Source organism: Parafrankia soli, assembly GCF_001854695.1.
Lineage (GTDB): Bacteria > Actinomycetota > Actinomycetes > Frankiales > Frankiaceae > Parafrankia > Parafrankia soli.
Window position 1 is genome coordinate 1 of record NZ_MAXA01000106.1, and the last position, 3,047, is coordinate 3,047.

A 3,047-nucleotide genomic window follows, 5' to 3' on the forward strand; every position below is an offset into this window, starting at 1 on the left:
CACCCGCCAGCCCTGGAACGCCATCGACCCGAAACCGCTAACCGGGGCCCCCGAATATGACCTGCTACCCCTGCTGCGGAACCGCTGGGACGACATCACCGCCAGCGGCCAGCCCGCCCGCGCAGTCCGCCGGCGGATCGACACCCTCGTGGACGCCGCCGGACTCGACCAGGCAAGAGCCCATGCCTGGGCCTTCGTCCGCAGCGTCGACGACGCGCTCTGGGGCAACGCCCATCACGACACCCAGTTCGAAGCGGTCGCCTGGGAGATCGCACACGCCCTGGCCGCATGATCGACAGGCTGGTGCCCAAACTCACCGACACGACCAACCCGCCCACCCGAGCCGCGGCCGACTCTGACCGACAGATGGTGCCCGTTCTCACCTACGTAATCAGGCGTGGTACTGGCCGGGCTCGAGCAGCGGATGAGTGTCGAGCAGGCTGTTCGCGGGGGCCACGTGGATCGGTAGGTCCGGGTCGAGGTCACCCCAGATCGCCGGTCGCGGGTAGGGCAGGCATTCGACAGCGAGCCGCCAACGGGCGATGAGCGCCGCGTAGGGGTCGAGGTCGACGCCGCGTACCGCGTCGACGGCCCTGTCGATCCGGAGCATGCCCATCCGGTGCGGCAGGTGCCGGACCTTGCGTACGGCGGCGACGAGCAGGTGCCCGGTGCCGCAGGCGGGGTCGATGACCCGGATGTCCTTCGCGTCGTCGCCGAGATCGAGCATGGCCCGCCCAACCGTCCAGTCGACGAGGGGGTAGGCGATGAACCGAGGGGTCTGGGCGAGCGCTCGTTCCTTGCGGGCCTCGGCGGACAGCTCCTGGTACAGGTCGCCGACCGTCCAGGTGTCCCAGCCGTGATCCGGGCTGGCGGCCAAGGCGTCGCCGAGCTCGGCGAGGGCAGCCAGGCCCGGGGTGACGCGCATCGCCGGGTTGACGGCGGGGTCAGCGAAGCCGGCCGTGGCCGGATGCGCGGCAAGATCCTCGACCCCGGCGCGCACGGCCCCGGTGAGCTCGCGGCCGGCGCTGATACGGGCGGGCAGCAGATCGAGGCGCTCGCACCAGAGGATCACGGTGGCCGTATGTGCCCAGCAGGCGGCGACCTGGGCGGCCTCGGACGGCTCGACGCCCTGCGCGTTCAGGTCATCGGCGAGAACCCCGGCGGCCCTGATGGTCGCCTGGCGGTTTTCCTTCATGGCCGCCCCTCGGGCGGCACGTCGTCGGGGTGGACGCCGTGGCCGCCGCAGGCGGGGCAGACTCCCCACGTATCAGGGTCGAGGCCGGCGGCACTGATGATCTTCCGGGTGGCCTGGAAGCGATCGCTGCCGTCGTGCCCGAGCGAACCCGGCTCCCGGCCCGCGAGGCCGGTGGTCAGCTCCACCGCATCCGGCGTGGGGTGTCCGTCCGGCCGGAGGCTGAGACCTTCCAGCCACGGGTGCAGGTCGCGGTCGGGCCGCTGCGCCACGCTGCCGGTCATCAACATCAGCTGGACCAGGTCGTGTAGCCACGCTCGGGCGGCCGTGTGCCCGGCAACGCAGTCGGCACCCGCCGGGCATGGCCGCTGGGCACCCGGGCCGCTCATCGCCGACCCCCCACGGCGTCCTTCGCTACTTTCTCGGCCACCGCGTGGCGGATTTCGGCGGCATGGGCGCGACACCTCTCGGCCCAGGCGGGTGCCTCGGGGCTGCGGCCCGTCGCCTCCCACCTGATCGCCTCGATGTCCTCGCGCAGCGCGGGAAAGAAGGGCAGGACGTAACCCGGAACAACGGCAAGATCGCCCAGTTCAGCCAGCGCACGGGCAGCGGTCGCGGCCTTCTCTCGCGCCCGGATTCCGCTCAGCACCGTTCGGCGGTCCCAGTTGCGGACGATCGACCAGTTGCCGCGTCCGAAAGCAACCAGGTGAAATCCCGGCAACCCTGCGACCTTTTGAGTTGGTTCCGCCGCCAGTGGGACGGGCGCTCGCCATTCAGCGAACCTCTCGCCGACTCGGTTGACCTTCCCGGCCAGGCTTTCGCGGTCGAACCGGCACCACTGCGGCTCGCTCTCGACCTCAGCCCGGATGTCGATCGTGGTCGACCACGCGGCGATCTCGCGCAGGCTGTGGCAGGCCCAAAAGGCCTCGATGTTGCTGGCATGCCCGCTGGTCAGCGTCGAGGTCGGGTAGCGGTACTGGTAGGTGCGCCAGGTACCGGCGTCGTCCCGGCCGATCTGAAGCCCATGCTCCGGCAGCGGTGGCCGGGTCGGGTCGTACCGGAACGGCACGACGTCGAGCTGGGACAGCTTCTCCGGCGCGATGAAACCGGCGATGCCAGCCTCGCGGACGATACTGTCGGCCTTGATTCGGGTCTGCTCGGTGTCGGGTGCGGCTTGGATCTGGCCGGCGCCCACCATCGCCTCGGCAAGACGGATAGCCTCCGCCCATTCCGGGTCGCTCGCGAGGTGTTGGACCTCCCTCACCCGCTTCAGCGGATTGTGGTCGAGCGGGGACAGCGGGCGCGGCCGGTAATAGACGTGCCACAGCGCGCGGGGCTCGCGGCTGTAGTCGATGTCCTGGGCCAGGTAAAGGGCGTGACCGCAGTGGACCCAGCAGCGCTCCACCGGCAGGTCGGCCGCCCGCCAAGCCTCCTTCATCAGTGCGCCGTCCGTCCGCGATAGCTGGTCAGGTGCTCGCGGAACGAGGCGCCTACTGCGGGGGCGATCCCGTCTAGGTCGAGGCCGTAGGACCCAGCCGAACCGAGCACGCCGTCGAGCGCGTCCTGCTCCGACGTCCCGTTTCGGATCACGTCCAGCGCGGCGTCCACACCGAAGGCGTCCAGGAGCTGGTCCTGGACTAGCTGACCCTCCGGGGAGTCCACGAGCACCGCCCGCGCAGGCTCATAGCCGGCGGCGCCCACCACGGGGCACAGTGGCGAGCCGTCAAGGTGAGCGTCATCGGTGGCGGACTCGCCGCATTCCGGACAGACGTAGGCGGTCATTGAGCACTCCCATCAGAGCCGTCGTTGGGGGTAGCGGGGACGCTCATCGCTTGCCCCGCGTCCAGTTCGGCCG

Annotated in this window: 5 protein-coding genes; 1 reads left to right on the forward strand and 4 read right to left on the reverse strand. The window is 70.6% G+C overall.

All coding sequences use genetic code 11. The annotated features are described in order from the left end of the window. Window positions 1-292 (forward strand): aminoglycoside phosphotransferase family protein (locus BBK14_RS10375; protein ID WP_241831377.1); only part of this gene is annotated, 292 nt, incomplete at its 5' end. Between the two features lie 99 nt (window positions 293-391). Here the strand turns inward: BBK14_RS10375 and BBK14_RS10380 are convergent. The 4 genes from BBK14_RS10380 to BBK14_RS10395 all read right to left on the reverse strand — a co-directional run bounded on the left by BBK14_RS10380 (window position 392) and on the right by BBK14_RS10395 (window position 2,974). Further along, window positions 392-1,195 (reverse strand): DNA methyltransferase, encoded by an 804-nt coding sequence (locus tag BBK14_RS10380; protein ID WP_071061404.1) that lies wholly within the window; start codon window positions 1,193-1,195, stop codon window positions 392-394. Further along, window positions 1,192-1,476: a hypothetical protein gene (locus BBK14_RS10385; RefSeq protein WP_131802220.1), complete on the reverse strand. Its 285-nt coding sequence runs from the start codon at window positions 1,474-1,476 to the stop codon at window positions 1,192-1,194. The genes BBK14_RS10380 and BBK14_RS10385 overlap by 4 nt, the downstream gene beginning before the upstream one ends. Window positions 1,477-1,577: 101 nt before the next feature. Further along, window positions 1,578-2,630: a hypothetical protein gene (locus tag BBK14_RS10390; protein WP_071061408.1), complete on the reverse strand. Its 1,053-nt coding sequence runs from the start codon at window positions 2,628-2,630 to the stop codon at window positions 1,578-1,580. Next, a complete protein-coding gene (locus BBK14_RS10395; protein WP_071061410.1) occupies window positions 2,630-2,974 on the reverse strand; it encodes a hypothetical protein in 345 nt (114 codons plus the stop codon). Before BBK14_RS10395 ends, BBK14_RS10390 begins: the two co-directional genes overlap by 1 nt. Between the last annotated feature and the right edge of the window lie 73 nt (window positions 2,975-3,047).

Excerpts from the sequence above, each read along its gene's own strand:
- BBK14_RS10390 (WP_071061408.1), bottom strand. The coding sequence starts at position 2,630 with ATGAAGGAGGCTTGGCGGGCGGCCGACCTGCCGGTGGAGCGCTGCTGG.
- BBK14_RS10395 (WP_071061410.1), bottom strand. The coding sequence starts at position 2,974 with ATGACCGCCTACGTCTGTCCGGAATGCGGCGAGTCCGCCACCGATGAC.
- BBK14_RS10385 (WP_131802220.1), bottom strand. The coding sequence starts at position 1,476 with ATGACCGGCAGCGTGGCGCAGCGGCCCGACCGCGACCTGCACCCGTGG.
- BBK14_RS10380 (WP_071061404.1), bottom strand. The coding sequence starts at position 1,195 with ATGAAGGAAAACCGCCAGGCGACCATCAGGGCCGCCGGGGTTCTCGCC.